Source organism: Mycobacterium sp. EPa45 (genome assembly GCF_001021385.1).
Classification (GTDB): Bacteria; Actinomycetota; Actinomycetes; order Mycobacteriales; family Mycobacteriaceae; genus Mycobacterium.
Genome location: NZ_CP011773.1, coordinates 3,332,563 through 3,348,864 on the forward strand (window position 1 = coordinate 3,332,563; position 16,302 = coordinate 3,348,864).

Annotated in this window: 15 protein-coding genes; 7 read left to right on the plus strand and 8 right to left on the minus strand. The window is 66.3% G+C overall.

Annotation, left to right across the window (positions count from 1 at the left end; translation table 11 throughout):
• Window positions 1-104: 104 nt before the first annotated feature.
• Entirely contained in the window at window positions 105-1,466 is a 1,362-nt protein-coding gene (locus tag AB431_RS15925; protein ID WP_047330752.1) for an NAD(P)/FAD-dependent oxidoreductase, read from the plus strand.
• A gap of 8 nt (window positions 1,467-1,474) precedes the next feature.
• Here the strand turns inward: AB431_RS15925 and AB431_RS15930 are convergent, their stop codons facing one another.
• Both AB431_RS15930 and AB431_RS15935 read right to left on the minus strand, forming a co-directional pair.
• On the minus strand, window positions 1,475-1,783 hold the full coding sequence (locus tag AB431_RS15930; RefSeq protein WP_047330753.1) for a hypothetical protein: 309 nt from the start codon (window positions 1,781-1,783) through the stop codon (window positions 1,475-1,477).
• A 39-nt stretch (window positions 1,784-1,822) separates the two neighbouring features.
• Window positions 1,823-2,575 carry a hypothetical protein gene (locus AB431_RS15935; RefSeq protein ID WP_047333470.1) on the minus strand — a complete coding sequence of 251 codons (753 nt, stop codon included), beginning with the start codon at window positions 2,573-2,575 and terminating at the stop codon, window positions 1,823-1,825.
• Between the two features lie 306 nt (window positions 2,576-2,881).
• Between AB431_RS15935 and AB431_RS15940 the strand changes: the two genes are divergently transcribed.
• Entirely contained in the window at window positions 2,882-3,325 is a 444-nt protein-coding gene (locus tag AB431_RS15940; protein ID WP_047330754.1) for a VOC family protein, read from the plus strand.
• Between the two features lie 30 nt (window positions 3,326-3,355).
• Here AB431_RS15940 and AB431_RS15945 read toward each other — a convergent pair whose 3' ends face one another.
• On the minus strand, window positions 3,356-4,129 hold the full coding sequence (locus AB431_RS15945) for a cutinase family protein (RefSeq protein WP_047333471.1): 774 nt from the start codon (window positions 4,127-4,129) through the stop codon (window positions 3,356-3,358).
• A gap of 165 nt (window positions 4,130-4,294) precedes the next feature.
• Entirely contained in the window at window positions 4,295-5,218 is a 924-nt protein-coding gene (locus AB431_RS15950) for a TIGR03564 family F420-dependent LLM class oxidoreductase (protein WP_047333472.1), read from the minus strand.
• A gap of 240 nt (window positions 5,219-5,458) precedes the next feature.
• On the opposite strand from AB431_RS15950, the gene AB431_RS15955 reads away from it, so the two are divergent.
• The 5 genes from AB431_RS15955 to AB431_RS15975 all read left to right on the plus strand — a co-directional run bounded on the left by AB431_RS15955 (window position 5,459) and on the right by AB431_RS15975 (window position 12,120).
• Entirely contained in the window at window positions 5,459-7,693 is a 2,235-nt protein-coding gene (locus tag AB431_RS15955) for an MMPL family transporter (RefSeq protein WP_235435689.1), read from the plus strand.
• Window positions 7,694-7,730: 37 nt separating this feature from the next.
• A complete protein-coding gene (locus AB431_RS15960; RefSeq protein ID WP_235435690.1) occupies window positions 7,731-8,876 on the plus strand; it encodes a polyprenyl synthetase family protein in 1,146 nt (381 codons plus the stop codon).
• Window positions 8,876-9,823 (plus strand): phytoene/squalene synthase family protein, encoded by a 948-nt coding sequence (locus AB431_RS15965; protein WP_047330757.1) that lies wholly within the window; start codon window positions 8,876-8,878, stop codon window positions 9,821-9,823. Before AB431_RS15960 ends, AB431_RS15965 begins: the two co-directional genes overlap by 1 nt.
• Before the next feature lie 39 nt (window positions 9,824-9,862).
• Window positions 9,863-11,107 (plus strand): glycosyltransferase, encoded by a 1,245-nt coding sequence (locus AB431_RS15970; protein ID WP_047330758.1) that lies wholly within the window; start codon window positions 9,863-9,865, stop codon window positions 11,105-11,107.
• A gap of 179 nt (window positions 11,108-11,286) precedes the next feature.
• Entirely contained in the window at window positions 11,287-12,120 is an 834-nt protein-coding gene (locus AB431_RS15975) for a polysaccharide deacetylase family protein (protein WP_047330759.1), read from the plus strand.
• A 4-nt stretch (window positions 12,121-12,124) separates the two neighbouring features.
• Here AB431_RS15975 and AB431_RS15980 read toward each other — a convergent pair whose 3' ends face one another.
• From AB431_RS15980 to AB431_RS15995, 4 genes are all read right to left on the minus strand, one after another.
• Window positions 12,125-13,402, minus strand: a complete 1,278-nt coding sequence (locus AB431_RS15980; RefSeq protein WP_235435691.1) for an alpha/beta hydrolase family protein — start codon at window positions 13,400-13,402, stop codon at window positions 12,125-12,127.
• A gap of 195 nt (window positions 13,403-13,597) precedes the next feature.
• Window positions 13,598-14,641 (minus strand): alpha/beta fold hydrolase, encoded by a 1,044-nt coding sequence (locus AB431_RS15985; RefSeq protein WP_047330761.1) that lies wholly within the window; start codon window positions 14,639-14,641, stop codon window positions 13,598-13,600.
• A 42-nt stretch (window positions 14,642-14,683) separates the two neighbouring features.
• Window positions 14,684-15,433 carry an SDR family oxidoreductase gene (locus tag AB431_RS15990; RefSeq protein ID WP_047330762.1) on the minus strand — a complete coding sequence of 250 codons (750 nt, stop codon included), beginning with the start codon at window positions 15,431-15,433 and terminating at the stop codon, window positions 14,684-14,686.
• Between the two features lie 25 nt (window positions 15,434-15,458).
• Window positions 15,459-16,178, minus strand: a complete 720-nt coding sequence (locus tag AB431_RS15995; protein WP_047330763.1) for an SDR family NAD(P)-dependent oxidoreductase — start codon at window positions 16,176-16,178, stop codon at window positions 15,459-15,461.
• Between the last annotated feature and the right edge of the window lie 124 nt (window positions 16,179-16,302).

Consider the following 16,302-nt stretch of genomic DNA (forward strand, 5'->3'; position numbering starts at 1 on the left):
TCGGCCAACTGAGTACGCCCGGCGCTCAACCGGCAAACCGGTCAGGCGGCCCGTATGTATCGCTTCCCGAACGGGTACTTCAACGTTGATGAGGTTGATTCGGCATGAGTAACGGGCGCCCAAAAGTTCTTATCGTCGGTGGCGGCTTCGGCGGCCTGTTCTGTGCCCGCAGGCTCGGGCGGGTCGACGTCGACGTGACGCTGCTGGACCGCGCGGCCTGTCACGTGTTCCAGCCGTTGCTCTACCAATGCGCTACAGGGACGTTGAGCATCGGTCAGATCAGCCGGTCGCTGCGCGAGGAACTAGCGCACCACCGCAACGTCACGACGCTACTCGGTGAAGCGATCCGACTCGACGCCGATGCACGCCGGGTCACGGCTCGTCGGCCCGACGAATCGATGTTCGAACTCGACTACGACTACTTGGTGCTCGCCGCCGGCATGCGCCAGTCCTATTTCGGCAAGGAGGAGTTCGCTGCCTGGGCGCCCGGCATGAAGACCCTCGACGATGCGCTGAGCATTCGTCGCAGAGTCTTCGCCGCGTTCGAGATCGCCGAGACCTTGCCGCCGGGCCCCGCGCGCGATGAGTGGCTCACCTTCGCTGTCGCCGGCGCCGGTCCTACCGGCGTGGAATTGGCCGGTCAGATAAGGGAACTCGCTACCCGTGCGCTGGCCAATGAGTTCCACAGCATCGAGCCGGAGGAAGCCCGGGTGCTGCTGTTCGACGGCGGCGATCGAGTGCTCAAGACATTCGCCCCCGCCCTCACCGACCGCGCCACCCGCGAGCTCGAAAAGTTGGGTGTGGAAATGCATTTCGGCGTGCACGTCACCGACGTTCGTCGTGACGGGGTGACCGTGAGTTCGAAGGGCGGTGGTCCCGATAGGGATTACGCGACCCGAACGGTGCTGTGGACGGCAGGTGTCGAGGCCGTGCCGTTCGCCCGGCATGCCGCGGAAGTGATGGGCGCCAAGACCGACAAATCGGGACGCATCTCGGTCGATGCCGACCTGTCTGTGCCCGGGCTGCCGGAGGTGTTCGTCATCGGCGATCTCGCCGGCCGCGACGGGCTGCCCGGTGTTGCGGAAAACGCCATGCAGGGCGGTCTGCACGTCGCCGCGTGTATCAAGCGCGACCTCGGCCGAAGCGCACGGAAGAACTACCGCTATCGCGATCTCGGGTCGGCGGCATACATCAGTCGCGGCCACGCCCTGCTGCAGGCCGGGCCCATCAAGCTCAGCGGCATCATCGGATGGCTCGGGTGGGGGTTCATCCACATCGCCTTCCTCACCGGCGTCCGCAACCGATTCAGCACGGTCGCAACCTGGATGGCGTCCATCGCGCGAGCCAACCGCAGCGACCGCACGTTCATCCTGGGTGGGTCAGGCCACCCCGAGGAGCCCTACACCTGGGAGTCGCCGGTCCACCAAGGTCATCAGGAGCAGCGGAAGAACTCCGGCGGCGACTAGATCACCGGCTAGAGCTGGCCGAGCGGACGGCAGGCATTGGAAACCGGATTCCAGTACTGACCATTGCCGCAATCAGGCGGCAGCGGCACCAACGGCGGCTGGCAACTGTTGCTGACCGGATCCCACCAGTCGCCGTTCTGGCAACCCAGGGGCACCGGCCCGGCCGGCGGTTGACAGATGTTGGCGACCGGATCCCACCACTGCCCGTTCTGGCAATCGAGCGGTTCCGCGGAGGCCCCTGGAGCCAGTAACGACATCGCGGCGATTGGCGCAAAAGCAGCCGTCAGAATCATTGAACGACTCACGATCTTTCCCATGCCATCAGCCTGCCCCGTCATCACGCCTTCCAAACGGGCTCAGATATGCCGCTGCACCCCGAGGTGACGGGCGAGAAACCGTGCCGAATCGTCGCGCAGGTAATCGGGTGTCGGCCAATACGGGCCCGGGTAGGCGTGCAGGGACTTCTCGCTCGAGCCGAAGGCCTCGAATAACGCCACCCCGGATACCCGGTCGAACTCCCGGTCATCCCAAGGGATGTGGTAATCGACGGGGATCGTGACCTGCCGGGCGGCCCGGGTCAGAGCGTCGTCGACGAAGACGCCGCCGAAGCTTGCGGCGGCGACCCGGGATTCGGCGGCCGCCAACATCACTCCGGTCACGACACCCGTTGTGACGCCGGCGTAGCCCACCGGTGCGTCGCTGCCGATATCGGGCAGCGACTGCAGGACATCGAGCGTCCGTTGCCATTCCGGAACGGCCCGCTCGGCCAGTGACATGCCGTATTCGATGACGAGCGGGGCGATCGGCCCGCCCGCCGCACGAGCCTGATGGATCGCCTCGACCCATTGCCGGTCTCGGCCGTTCCGCGGCCGTCCACCGTGTCCGGGCGCGTCGATGGCGGCGACACTGAATCCGTGAGCGGTCACCATGTGGATTGCGGTGGTGACGAGCCCGGGGGCCCTCTTGTGCATGCCGCCGCCGTGCCCGGCGAGCAGCAGCGGTGAGCCGACGGTGTCGGATGTCGGTGACCACAGGACACCGGTGATCCCACCTAGCGAGAAGTCTCGTTCGAGAACACCGGATGACGATGTCGCAGAAGTGAATTGCATGATGGTGCCTTTCGGGATGCGTTGTTCGGACGCTCCCGGCGACACCTACGGGTATCGCTCGACCGTGAACGCGCGTGGGAGCACCCACATGGTTCGTTCGTTCATGGGTCTCACCTCCTCGCGTGGTGTCACGGTCTGGCGCACACTATCAATCGGTGCCGGATGACGTCCACGCATTAAATGGTGATGGTCACTGCGCCGCGCCCGTCTGGACCCAGCCATCACCATGGCTTCGTCGGTATGCGTCGGCCTGGATGCGCTTGGCATCGAGCGGTAGCCTCCCCATACCCCACGGGAAGGATTGCGATGTCGGGCCAGCTTCACCACGTCGTCATGTGCAGCCACTCTGCCGAGGTATTCGTTGCCTTCCTGACTGAGGTGGCCGGTCTGACGATCCAGCAGCAGTTCTACGTACCGAGCGAACTTCTCGAGTCGACCCTGGGCTGGCCGCCGTCGGACGGAACGCAGGTGACGATGGTGGGCACTGGCGACAGCGGTCTCATCGAGGTTCTCGACGTGCCTGTGTCGCTGCGTGAAACGGTGCCCGAAGGCCTTGCCGGGCTGTCTTTCTTGTCCGGCGACGCCGCCGGCGTGCGGGCGCGCGCCCAGGCGTCGGGTCACGATCCGAGGCCGATCGACGTCGGAGTGCCGGGCTTCGATCTGTTCTTCTGCACCGTCGGCGGTGTGCCGATCGAATTCATGGGCGGATTCTCGGAGACCATAGACCTGGGCGAGGCCGCGCAGGCCTGAGGCCCGCGTGTGTGCCGTCGGAGACGAGGGTCAGTTACCGGCGTCGACCTGGGCGGCGGCTTGGAGCAGTGTCGCTGCCGGAGCGCCACCACCGACCTTGCCCGCCACGAAGTCGGCGGCCTGGTCGGCCATGCCGTTGCTCTTGTACGCGCTGTGTGCGGCGCGGTTCAGCCCACCCGGGTAGCACACCGGATCACCAGTGGCGCACAGCTGCATCGTCTTGCCGGCGTACAGATCACCGATAGTGATCGGGGGTGCGTTGCGGTCAGCCAAACCCAGGAACCAGTCGTCGGGAGTGCCGAACAAGGCCACGGCCGCAACATGGGAAGCAACGGACGCGGGCAACGGGCCGGAGATGCCGGCGGGCAACGCGATCCCAGCCGGAACGGTGCTGGACGTTGTGTATCCCGCCACCGCGGCGCCCTGCGAATAGCCGCCCAGGACAATCTGGGTCGACGGGCATTCCGTCGCAACAGACTGAATTCTGTTGGCGGCGTCGGCAACTCCGTCAATCGCCTGCCCGAAGTCGAGCGATGCCGGATAGTTCACGCCGCAGGCCTCGACCCTCTTACCCGGGAGCCGGGCGGTCAGGGCGTCGACGAACGCCTGCCCGGTGGCGCCCACGCCCGGCGCCTCGAAGGTGCCGCGGGCGAAGACGACCTCCACCGCGGCGCAGGAGCCTTCGGCGGCGCTGGCGGTTGCGGCGGGACCGGCGAAAAGACCGGCGATGACTGCGAGTGATGCGAGAGCGCTGAGCGCTGCCGTTCGAGGGGCAAACGCTGTGCGTGCCGGCGGTGTGTTCATGGTGGGCATCCCGTCCTTGCAGTGGCTTCTGCCAGCTACAAGCCGCGAGCTGCTACCTGCGATTCCGCAGATGTCAAGTGATCTATCTCACCGGAGGAGAAGCTCTGTGCCGGGATGGTTCGCGGTCACCCCGGCGTTGGCACCGGACTCAGTCAGAGTCCATCTTCAGCCGTCGTAGGCGCGCAGCAGTGCCCGCGTTCGAGCCCGGCCCTCGGGAGACGGATCGAAGGGCGCGGCGACGTACTCGTCGACTCCGGCCGCCACCAACTCGTCGAGGCGGGACCGGACGGTCTCCTCGTCACCGATGATCGCGGCGTCCTGCGGACCCGCATAGCCCTCGCGGTCGAGCATCGCCCGATACGACGGCAGCTGACCGTAGATCGCGAACTGCTCGGCCGCCTGCCTGCGTGCCGCGTCGACATCGTCGGTGACACTGATCGGCAGTGACGCCGCTACCCGTACGGCGCCCTCGCGGCCGGCATCGGCGGCCGCTTGCCGCAGCGCGGGCCCGACGTGCTCGGCCAGCGTCTTGGGCCCGGTCATCCAGGTGCAGGTTCCCGCGGTGCGTCTCCCGGCGATCTTGAGCAGCTGCGGGCCCAGGGCCGCGATGTAGACATCGGGTCGAGGTGCACCCGAGATCATCAGAGCGCCTCGGGTGGTCACCGTCTCCCCCGCCGCGTCCGCGGCTTCACCGGCTAGGAGGGGCAACAGTCCGTCGAGGTATTCGTTGAGCCGGCGTACCGGCTTGTCCCACGGGATGCCCCACATACCCTCGGTGACCGCTTGATGGGTCATGCCCAACCCGAGCGTGAAGCGGCCACCGGATGCGAGGCTCAGCGTGAGCACACGCTGGGCCATCAGCATCGGATGCACGTTCTGAATCGGCACCACGCCGCTGGCCACCTCGATTGTGTCGACCTCATGCAACGCAATTGCCAGAACCGTGAGAAGGTCTGGCTCATAAGGCAATTGACTCATCCAGACCCGCTTGAAGCCCTCGTCGCGCAGCATTGCGAGGTTGGCGATGGTCGCGTCGATCGGAGATCCGTCGCCCGATCCGCTGAGTTGCCCGAACATGGAAATCTGCATCACCACCACGCTCCTATGCGTCACCGTCCGTCATCGCGTCGATCCGCTCGTCGACCCGATCCGTTCACCACTCTGCTGCACGCGGACTCCGCACATCAAGCGCCCGACGATGGCATCGGTCAACCGTGACATCTCGGTGACGAACGCGTCAAATGCATTCCCCGGCTTCTCGATCTTCTACAAGCTGTCCGGAACATGGTTGCTGCGTCGGAAGCGAGGTAAGGCGCTGTGCTGCAACGGATGGCCTTATTGGCTCTGGCAGCACCAGGTCGGATTGTCGCGGGCGCGGTGTTCGTGATGATCCTGGCTGCCCTGATCGGCGTGTCGGCCGCGGGCAATCTCAAGGCGGGCGGATTCGTGGACACCCACGCGGAATCCGCAGCGGCGACACGCATCCTGACCGAGACGTTCGGGCAGGGCGACATGCAACTGCTGTTCGTCGTCACCGATCCGCAGAATGCTCAGAGCCCGGCCGCCCGCGCCGTCGGGCAAGCCATTGTCGATCGAGTCAGCACCGATCCCGCCGTCGCGGCAGTGGCCTCGCCGTGGACGACGCCGCCCGCCCTTTCCGGTCGACTGATCAGTGAAGATGGACGCTCAGGACTCGTGGCGGTGGCTCTTCGCGGCGGGGAGGACGCAGCGCCCGAGCACGCGCAACGGCTGGCCGACCTCGTCATGGCCGGTCGCGACGACAAGTATCAGCAGGTCGACGTGATCGCGGGCGGCTCGGCGATGGTGTTCTCGCAGATCAATTCCCAGACGCAGCGCGACGTCGTGGTCATGGAGTCGATTGCGATTCCGCTGACGTTTGTGGTGCTGATCTGGGTCTTCCGGGGCCTGGCCGCCGCGGTGCTGCCGGTGTCCGTCGGGGCGTTCTCGATCGCAGGCTCCATGGCGTTGCTGCGCATCATCGCGTCGTTCACCGATGTGTCCGTTTTCGCGCTCAGCTTGAGTGCGGCTCTGAGCCTCGCACTGGCGGTGGATTACACACTGCTGCTCCTCAGCCGCTACCGCGACGAGATCGCCGCCGGAGCATCGCCCGAGGGCGCTTTGATCACCACCATGGTGACGGCCGGGCGAACAGTTCTGTTCTCGGCGCTCACCGTGGCGATGGCGATGGCCGCGCTGGCGCTGTTTCCGCTGTACTTCCTGAAGTCGTTCGCGTACGCCGGCGTCGCCACCGTGGTGCTGTGTTCTCTTGCGGCGGTGACGATCACACCGGCCGCGATCGTGTTGATGGGCAGTCGGGTGACCGTGCAGGACGCGGTTGGCAGACACCGCCGGGTGAACGACCGATTCTGGTACCGCACAACGGTGTTCATGACCCGCCGGGCCAAAATAGTCGCAGTTGCCGGCTCGGCCGCATTGCTGGCCCTCGGGTTGCCGTTCCTGGCGGTTCGATGGGGTCTGCCGGATGAGCGAGTGCTGCCGAGTTCGGCTTCGGCCTACCGCGTGGGCGAGATGCTGCGCACAAGTTTTCCCGAAAACGCCCAAGATGCGATCAAGGTCGTGCTGCCGGACGCCCGAGGGTTGTCGAGCCAGGACATCGACGCCTACGCCCAGGCCGTGTCGCGGGTTCCTGGTGTCGCCGACGTCAGCACGCCGACAGCCACCTTCGTCGCAGGCGCACGCGCCGGCCCGCCGGCCGGAACCGCAGGCGTTCGCGATGGCGCAGCGTTCCTCACGGTGAGCACCAGTGAGCCGGCCTTCTCCCCCGCCGCGGTCAGCACACTTCAGGGTGTAGACGCGGTGCCCGGTCCCTTTGGGCGCGACGTCTGGTTGACCGGTCCGACCCAGGTCAGTCAGGACAGCCTGGCGGCGATCACCTCGCGGCTGCCCGTCGTGCTCGGCGTCGTGGCCGCGGTGATGTTCGCGGTGATGTTCGCCCTGACCGGCAGCGTGGTGTTGCCGATCAAGTCCCTGATCCTGACCCTGCTGTCGCTGACGGCATCATTCGGGGCGCTGGTCTGGGTCTTTCAGGAGGGCCATCTCGGTGCGCTGGGTACGACGGTCACCGGGACCTTGGTCGCCAACATGCCGATTCTGCTGTTCTGCATCGCGTTCGGCCTGTCGATGGACTACGAGGTGTTCATCATCGCGCGGATCCGCGAGTTCTGGCTGGCCAGTGGTCGATCACGGCACGACAATGACGAAGCCGTCGCGCAGGGCTTGGCCCACACGGGCCGGGTGGTCACCGCCGCCGCGCTGATCATGACGATCTCCTTCGGCGCGCTGTTCGCCGCGAAGGTGTCCTTCATGCGAATGTTCGGCGTCGGCCTGACCTTGGCCATCGTCCTTGACGCCACGGTGGTGCGGATGATGCTCCTCCCCGCTTTCATGCATCTTCTGGGCCGGCGCAACTGGTGGGCCCCGGCTCCGTTGGCCCGCTGGCATGAGCGCCTGACCGGCCGGCACACGCCGTCGGCCACCTCCGTCAAAAAAGAACCCATCCATGAGGGCGTCGACTCCGAATGACGGATGGCATCGTTTGTGACAAGGAAGGGATTGGCCGTTGACGAGCGGTGACCGAATCGGCACACCTGTGATGACACACGTCGAGCCGTCGGGTGCGCGCCATGCCCCCAGTACCGAGGCCGCCCCGCGGCCGCCGCGCTGGCTCGACGATATGCGCACGGCGGCCCGAGCCCACATCGGCGACTTCGTTCGGGCCGAGTGCGTGCCACGACTGGCGCATTCCGGGGTCGACATCGCGGGTGAGGTGCTGCAGGAGTTCGTCGACGGCGGAAAGTACCTCCGTTCGACGTTCATGTACCTGGGGTGGTTGTCCGGTGCCGCCCCCGATGAGCCCGCGTTGCGGGCATCCGCAAGCCTGGAGTTACTCCACGCGTTTGCCCTCATACAGGATGACGTGATGGACGGTTCGGTCATGCGGCGCGCGATGCCGGCGGTGCATGTGCGGTTGCGGCATTGGCACCGCGACCGCTCCCTCGGCGGCCCCGCCGACCGATTCGGAGAGTCGGCCGCGACGCTGCTGGCCGACCTGTGCCTGGTGTGGGCCGAACAAATGCTGCGACGAAGCGGAGTAGACGACGCCGCCCTGGCTCGAGTGTGGCCGCGCTATGACGATATGCGGGTCGAATTGGCGGTCGGCCAGTTCGCCGATCTGGTGGCCGGAGCCGGCGGCCTGCCCAATCTGGACGCTGTCCTGGAGATGCTGCGCCGGAAATCGGGGAACTACACGGTGCGGCGGCCCCTGGAGCTCGGCGCCGCAATGGCCGGCTGCGACGCCGACGTTCTCGATGCCCTCTCGCGATACGGCAGTGCCATCGGGGAAGCCTTCCAGCTGCGCGACGACGTGCTCGGTGTGTTCGGATCCCCGGAACTGAGCGGGAAATCGGCGTGCACCGACATGGAGTCCCGCAAAGCGACCAGCGTGCTGGTGGCGGCGCACGAGCTGGCGGACCCGCGCGTGCGCTCCGAACTCGACGAGGTGATGGCCCTGCGAGAACTGGACGACGAAGCGATCGAGCGCTGGCGTTCGTTGGTGCGTGCCAGCGGCGCCGTGCAGTGGGTCGAGGAACGGATTGCCCAGTTACGCATTCGTGCGCTGAATTCTATTGAAGGGCTTGACATTCCGGAACAACCACGCAGCGCATTGGCCGGGCTGGCGCACGCCTGCACGGTGCGGGTGGCGTAATGATCGGTTCCGAACTCGACGCCGCCGGCGTGCGTCAGCCAGAGCTGCGCGAGGCCTATCGGCAATGCCGCGTGATCAACGCCCGCCACGGCAAGACCTTCTTCCTGGCGACCAGACTGCTCGCGCCGTACCAGCGGCCGGCGGTGCACGCGCTGTACGGGTTCGCTCGCCAAGCCGACGACATCCTCGACGATCGCGACCCGGGCCGAAGTGCCGATCAGCGGACCTCGGAACTGACATCGCTGTCGAATAGGTTGTTCAACAGTCTGGTCGAACACGAACCGGGCGACGACGACCCGATCCTGGCGGCGGTGGTCGACACGGCACGTCGATACGAGATCGGCTGGGAGTTGTTCGACGACTTCTTGGCCTCGATGCGCATGGACCTCACTGTCACCGACTATCCGGATCGCGCCGCCCTGGAGCGCTACATGTATGGGTCGGCCGAAGTCATCGGCTTCCAGATGCTGCCGATTTTGGGCACCATCGTGCCGCGAGAGGAGGCGGCGCCCTACGCCGCGGCACTGGGAAAAGCCTTCCAGCTGACCAACTTCCTGCGTGATGTCGACGAGGATCTTGCGCGCGGACGGGTGTATCTACCCGCCGACGAGCTGGCTGCTCATGGAGTCGATCGCGACCTGTTGTTGTGGTGTCATGAGAACCGGCGCGTCGACGCACGGGTGCGTGCGGCCCTGATCGAACAGCATGCCATCACCCGTGACGTCTATGCGCAGGCCTATCCCGGAATCACGATGCTGCAAGCCATTTCACGACCGTGCGTCGAAACTGCGCTCAATCTGTACTCAAGGATTCTGTCCCGCATCGAAGCGCTGGACTTCGAGATCTTCGCGCAGCGGGCGAGGGTCGGCACACCGCAGCGTGCCGTCGTCGCCGCGGGCGGCCTCGGACGGGCGTGGGCCGCCCGCATCCGGGACTGGAGCCGATAAGGTGCGCACCCGTTTCGCCAAGACCCGGGCCGTGCCGCGATGTCGGTAATCCTGGCTTACACCGCACCCGCGCTGGGCCATCTCTTTCCGTTCTGCGCGTTGTTGACCGAGCTCGCTGCGCGCGGTCACCGGGTGCACGTGCGCACCCTTGCCGGAGGAGTGCAGCTGTGCCGCCAGCTGGGTTTCGACGCGCACGCCGTCGATCCGCGCATCGAGGCGTTGCAGAGCACGGAGCCGGCTGCCGGTGGCGTGCTGCGCGCCGCCGGCAACACCGTCCGAGTGCTCGGACGGTGCGCGGAGTACGAGGTCGAGGATTTCGGCGATGCGGTAGCCGAGGTCGAGCCCGACCTCTGTTTGATCGACGCCAACTGCTGGGGAGCCCAGTCGGCCGCTGAGACGATGCCTGGACCGTGGGTGGTGCTCAGCCCGTTCATCCCCTACCTTCGTTCACCCGGCTCGCCGCCGTTCGGCGCGGGTGTTGCACCGCGGCCCGGCCCTCTCGGCTACGTCCGCGATTGCGGCATACAAATGGTGACCAGCGCGATCTTCGACGTGCCGTTCCGGGCGGAGATAGCCCCCGTGCGGGACCGTCTGCGATTGCCCCGGGTGCGAAACGCCGGCCAGCTGCTCCGACGCGCGCCGTTGCTATTGGTCGCCACGGGTAAGCCGTTCGAGTACCCGCACACCGACTGGGGACCGAACGTCGCACTCATCGGTCCGGCAGCCTTCGACCCGCCGAGCACTGACGACGAATCATGGCTGCACCACATCGAGGCGCCGATCGTGCTCGTGACGACCTCGTCGCTGGCCCAGGCCGACACCGCTCTCGTCGGTACTGCCATCGAGGGCCTCAAGGGATTGCCGGTGCATATCGTGGCGACGCTGCCCGGTGGCGGCAAAATCGATGTGCGACAAAGACCCGGCGTCACCCTGTCGCGATTCACCGCACACTCGGCGATCCTCGAGCGCTCGGTGTGTGTCGTCACCCACGGCGGGATGGGCATCACACAGAAGGCCTTGGCACACGGAATTCCGGTCTGTGTGGTGCCTTTCGGCCGTGACCAGTTCGAGGTGGCGCGCCGAGTCGAGATCGCGCGGTGCGGGACGCGGTTACCCGCGCGCCGCCTCACGGCGGAACGTCTGCGGTCGGCCGTCGAAGAGGCGATGACGATGGGCGACGGTGCGGCTGCGGTTGCGGCCGGGTTCGAGGCGACCGGCGGGGTGCGTCACGGCGCCGACCGGGTGGGGAGTCTTCTGCAGAGATGGCCGCTGCGGACGCGGTGACGCAACAGCTGCGAGGCTGAGATTTCCGTCGTGCCGATTTTGGCGCGGAGCTGCCGGGTCACCGATTGTTCAACAAGTGAACGCTCGAATGTTTGCCCGCACCTGCTACGGTGCACGCCGCCGCGCGGAGCGGCAGCGTAAGCGAACAGGCGGTGTTGACGGGAATGAGCAGAGGCGAAGTGAGTCGGCGCCGACTGTTGTTGCTCGCAGCGACGGTGGTCACCGGCGGCACGGTCATCGCCGCGGACTGGATCTATGACCGACAGCCGCGCGCAGTTGCCGGCGGGTCGGGCCCGGTCACGCCGCCCAGGCCGCCGGTTCTGGCGGCAGCCACACCGACGGCGACGCCGCGGGTACTTCCGCCGCCCGACCCGCGCCATCGCGTCCGATTGCCGGGCAACGGCGTATTGAGCCGCCTCCCTGCGAACGACGACACGGTGGCTTTGACGCTCGACGATGGCGTGAGCAGCGAGGTGGTTGGGGACTACCTTCGGTTCGCCCGCGACACCGGAGTTCGGCTGACGTTCTTCCTCAACGGGGTGTACCGATCGTGGACCGACAACCGCGACGAGTTGCGCCCACTGGTCGATTCGGGGCAGATCCAACTCGGCAACCACACGTGGTCGCATCCCGACCTCACCACCGCGTCCACCTCGAGGATTCGCAACGAACTCGCCCGCAACGACCACTTCATCAAGAACACGTTCGGTGTCGACGCCGCGCCGTATTTCCGTCCGCCGTACGGCAAGCACAACGCGACGGTGGATGTCGTCGCCGCTGATCTCGGCTACACGGTCCCCACCCTGTGGTCCGGGTCGCTGGCCGACTCCACGGTCATCACTGAGGACTACATCGTCAAGATGGCCAATCAATACTTCACGCCACAGACCATCGTGCTCGGGCATCTCAACCATCTGCCGGTGACGCACGTCTACGGTCACCTCGTCGACATCATCCGCGCGCGCCACCTGCGCACCGTCACGCTGAACGACGTCTTTCTGCCATCACGCTGAAAACTCAGCGCTGCGCCAACCACGGCAACGCGGCCGCGAACGCTCGCCCGGCGAACGGCCAGTCATGCTTGCCGGGATACGCGACGACCTCACACCTGATGCTCTGTTTACCTCCGAGATCACACAGCCGGTTGGCGACGTTGCGCTCGGTCTCGTTGGCGCCGATGACCCGGCCACTGCCGTCGATACGCGCACCGGAGACGATGAATAGTCCCGAGACGCCTTCGTATCGTCCATGTTTGGACATCACTGCGACCGGGTCAAAGGCCTCCCACGCGGCTGCGCGGCCGCCGAACAGCCGCGCTATGGTTTGCGCTTTGTCGCCGGCATTCGGACCCATATCCCCCGCGATATCGACGAAGGTCCGGAACAGTTCCGGATGCATCACGCTCAGATCGATCGCACACGTACCGCCGGCGGAGAATCCCACTACCCCCCAATCGGCTGGATCGGTGCTGACACCGAACCGCGAAACCATCAGCGGAGGCACTTCTCTGGTCAAATGCGTTGCGGCATCACCACGAGGCCCGTCGACGCATTCGGTGTCGATGTTGAAAGCGCCACCCGAATCGACGAACACGGCGACCGGGGCGTTGCCGCCGTGACGCGTCGCGTAGGCGTCCAACGTGGTGATCGCGTCACCGGCGACCAGCCAGTCGGTCGGGGTGTTGAACTCGCCGCCGATCATCATCACCGCCGGAAGCCGCGGTGGCGGATCACTGGCGAACCAGGCCGGCGGTAGGTACACCAACTCGTTGCGATGCTTGAATTTCACGGTCCCGGTATCGATGTTCACCGACACCACAACGCCTTTGGCGGGAATCGTGCCAGCGCGTTGCATGGCGCTGATCGTGGCGGCGTCGGTCTGCCCAGGCAGCGTTTCGGCGAACAGCTGGGTCCATGCCGCCCCGACCGTGGGAACATAGCCCAGCCATGTGTTCAGCGACTGTGCCGCACACAGTGCCGCCAACGGAACCGCGACAACAGCCACCGCACGCCGCCACCAGCGAATGCCCTGCCAGCCGGCCAGCAGAACCAGGGCGGCCGCACCGGTGATCGCGAGCCATCCCCAGAATCTGGCTGGTGCGGGCTCACCAGCAACGCCCTCACTCGAGGCCAACGTGTACGCCCACAGCGCCAGCAAGGAACCGCAGAGCACTGCGGCCGGGCCCCACAGCAGCCACCACTTGCGTGACCGTGCACCGATCGCCACGATCACGGCCGCTGCGGCTGCCATCTGCAGCATCACCGGGACCGGCCCATGCATCAGCGATATGTGCACCAGGCCAAGACTCGACCCCCATTCTGCCGGGCCGTCTGCAAGTAACACCGCACGCCTCCGCGTTGAAGCTGGTGACCCGACGTCATGATGCCGGATTCGCATCCATCTCCACGCGATGCCATGACGAGTCGGTGAACACCACACGACATCGCCGTAGCGGCGAGCCGAATAATGCCCAGGGGCGCCCTGATACGGCTAGACGAGGCCGAGGCGGGCCGCCTGCGCGACCGCAGCCGTTCTGGACGTGGCACCCAACTTGCGGCGAATGTTGGCGACGTGGCGGTGCACAGTGTGTGGGCTCAGCTGAAGGTGCTCGGCGATCTCGCGGTCACCGAGGCCGTGTGCGACACAACCGAGGATCTCACGCTCGCGACGGGACAGCAGGACGGGTTCGCGCAGGTCGGCCTGCGGGGCCGAAGGCTCATGCGATGCCAGTCCCTGCCGGCAGGCCCGGACAACGGAGTCGACGTCGCCATGCCAGGGGAAGTGTGATTGTCCTTGCAGCGGAATGAATGTCGCGCCGGGAATCGCGGCGGCGACCTCGCGCCCGAGCCGGTAGGGCACCGCGCGGTCGTCTCGGCGATGCACGACGGTCGTCGGCTGGCGGACCCGCGGAAGGTGCTCGCGGACATCGAAACGGTAGACAAGACTCAGCAGCGCGGCAGCCGTTTCGGCGGTCGCTGAGTCACGCTGCAATCGCGCGAAGCGCTCGTGTTCATCCGCATCGGCGCTGCCAAGGAAAATGTCGCTGAGCATCCGCGAGCCGAGTCCCCAATGCGCCCGCACTGCCGCCACGATCGCGTCCCCCACACCGGGTGCGGTCAGGACCTCGCCATGGGGGTACGAGCCGTACAGCACCAGCCGCTCGACGCGATCCGGGTACGTCGCCGCAAAGGCGGTCGCGGTGCAGCTGCCCGACGAGCCTCCGATCAGCGACACCCGATCCAGCTCGAGCTCGTCGAGCAGCGCACGCAGCATCGCGACTTCGCCGGCGAGGCTGAGGTCGGCGTCCTGCATTTCGCGGTCGGACATCCCGACACCGAGCCGGTCATAGCGGATGAGGGTGTAGCCCTCCGCGACGCCCTCCCAGAATCGCCGCACGTCGGGGTTCTGCCAGTCCAGTTCGAGGTGACTTACCCACCACGCGGGCGCGACCAGCGGCGGGCCGTCCCCGCGCACCTCGTACGCCAGACGGCGCGCGCCGACCGGCAGGAAGCGGATCTCCGATTTGTCCAGCATCGCCCCGAGCGTACGACGTGCCGACAGCTGCACTCAGCGCTTTTATGGCACGCCCTGCAGCCCCGCCCCGGTGAGCACGTACCCCGCGGCCAGGCCGGCCGGGTCTGCCTGCACCAGGCCGACCAACCATGCGCCCGCGATCTCGGGGGTCAGCAGCTCGCCCAGCTGCCCGAGGTAGGCCTCTTCGGACTGGCCGGTACGTGCCGCATAGGCCCGCACCCCTCGCCTTCCCACGTCGCCGAACGGTGTCATGCGCGGCATCACCGTCGTCACGGTGATGTCCAGGCCCGCAGCGCGGGATTCTTCGTGGGCATATGCCGCGATAAATCGTTGAGTGGCTTTGGATCCGGCATATCCTCCGCTGGCCGGTGACCCGTTGAGGGCCGCCCCGCTGCTCACGACGATCACCCGACTGCCCGCGGGCAGAGGTTGCAGTATTGCCTCCCGGAGCCAGGTGAAAGCGATCTTGACATCGGACTGCCAGTTGAGGGAGAACGTCTCCCACGTTTGGTGCTGTAAGGGCCGCATCACCGGATTGGCGCCGGCGACCAGAACGAGAACGCTCGGCGCGTAGCGGTCGATTAAGTTCCACGCGGCGGCGGGATCGGTCGCGTCGGCCACCTCGGTGCGAATGTTGGTATTGGTCGCGGCCAACTCGGCAAGGGCTGCACCACTTCGTGCGACCGCGATCACCGGGGCATCGGCCTCGGCGAATGCCTGCGCGATTCCTCGTCCCAGGCCCCGACTCGCGCCGACGACAAGCGTTGTCCTGCCGGATAACTCGTTCACCATTAGGTCTCCCTCTGGTTCGGCTTCGCTACTGAGCCGGTTGTGCCAGCACGGCGGCGTACTGACGTTCGAGTTCTTTGGCCGCCCCGGCGTGCCAGTTCTGCGCGACCGACCGTGACATCGGATCGGGAAAGATGTCCGCCTCTGACCGATCCACACCGTCGAAGATGGCCCGAGCCACGGACTCCGGCGATGCTTTCGGGATGTCCACGCCCCGCGACATCTCGGTGTCGACCGGCCCGGTCATCACTGCATGAACTCGCACACCCCGGTCAGCGAGCAGGGCCCGCAGAGACTGCGTCAGGTTGAACGCGGCCGCCTTGGACATCGAGTAGGCGGGGATGACGGGCAATGGTGCGAGCGCGTTGAGTGACAGATTGTTGACGATGGCTCCCTGGGATCGAAGGAGCAACGGCAGGAATGCCTGCGTCACCTCGTGAGTGCCGAGGAGATTGACGGCGAGGTGCTGCTCGATCACCGCACGGTCCTTCAGGTCGTCGTAGACGGCGACGCCGGCGTTGTTGATCAAGATGTCGAGAGAGTCGACGTGATCGACGGCGTCCTGAATCTGCCGTGCATCGGTCACGTCGAGCCTCAGGGCCGTCACCCTGGCGTTCGGGTGCGCCGCCGGCCGTCGTGCGCCGGCGTACACCCGCGTTGCACCCCTGTCCAGCGCCTCCTCAACCAGCGCCCGACCGATCCCCCGGTTCGCCCCGGTCACCAGAATTGTCTTGCCTGAAATGGTCATCCATCCTCCTCGGCCGAATAGCTGTCGAAGATGTAGACGCATCGCCGCCGAGAAATTGGTCCCACATTCAGCGCCCAGTTTCCGGGTTCGCAGACGTCCATACTTCTGCAGGCGTGGCACACGG